This window comes from Jiangella anatolica (assembly GCF_003236295.1).
GTDB classification, from domain to species: domain Bacteria; phylum Actinomycetota; class Actinomycetes; order Jiangellales; family Jiangellaceae; genus Jiangella; species Jiangella anatolica.
Genome location: NZ_POTW01000253.1, coordinates 1 through 386, shown reverse-complemented (window position 1 = coordinate 386; position 386 = coordinate 1). Strand labels below are relative to the sequence as shown.

Sequence of the window (386 nt, the reverse complement as noted above, 5' to 3'; positions counted from 1 at the left end):
GGTGCCGACCCCGGCCGCGGCCAGGTACATCAGGGCGGGCGAGCCGAGGCCGCCGGCGCCGACGCAGAGCACCCGGGCGTTCTTCAGCCGCTTCTGCCCCTCGACCCCGACGTCGGGGATGATCAGGTGGCGCGAGTAGCGACGGATCTCGTCAACGGTCAGCTCGGCGGCGGGCTCGACGAGCGGGGGCAGCGACACGGTGGACTCCCCGGGATCGGCGGTGGCGAACCGCGCCATTGTCGCTCGCCGACGGGCCGGTCGGCCATGAGGAGGGCCACGTGCCCGAACTGCGGGAGCGGGAATAACTCAGGTACCGGGGACGAGGTCGCCGTCGTACCAGGAGCCGTCGACGTAGGGCCAGGCGTTGGCCACGCAGCCGTCCAGGC

At 73.1% G+C, this 386-nt stretch carries 1 protein-coding gene; it reads right to left on the bottom strand.

What is annotated here, in order from left to right:
• A partial coding sequence (locus tag C1I92_RS33250; RefSeq protein WP_369124149.1) for a ThiF family adenylyltransferase occupies positions 1-237 on the bottom strand: 237 nt, incomplete at its 3' end.
• Positions 238-386 lie beyond the last annotated feature (149 nt).